General features: G+C 65.7%; 1 pseudogene. It reads right to left on the bottom strand.

Annotation, left to right across the window (positions count from 1 at the left end):
* Nucleotides 1-248, bottom strand: a pseudogene (locus I8N68_RS32585) (hypothetical protein); the annotation flags it as partial.

Here is a 248-nt window from a genome sequence, read left to right as displayed (position 1 = left end):
TCGGTGATCTGCTCCGGCGTACCCCAACCCGAACTCGGGCGCTGCTGGAACAGGCCCAGCGAGTCATGGTCGTTGCGGTCACCCAGGTGACCCAGGTTCTCCAGCTTCGACTCCTGCAGACTCGTCGCGATCGAGATGACCGCGGCCCGCTGCGGCAGACCCGCCTTCTTCGTCGCCGCGATGATCGCCTCGACGTTCGCGGTCTGCTCATCGTTGAGGCTGATCTTCGACTGGGCGCCCTGCACACC

The organism is Micromonospora coerulea, assembly GCF_016598485.1.
GTDB classification, from domain to species: Bacteria; Actinomycetota; Actinomycetes; order Mycobacteriales; family Micromonosporaceae; genus Micromonospora; species Micromonospora coerulea.
Note: the sequence above shows the minus strand (reverse complement) of the source record. Positions and strands in the feature narration are given on the sequence as shown.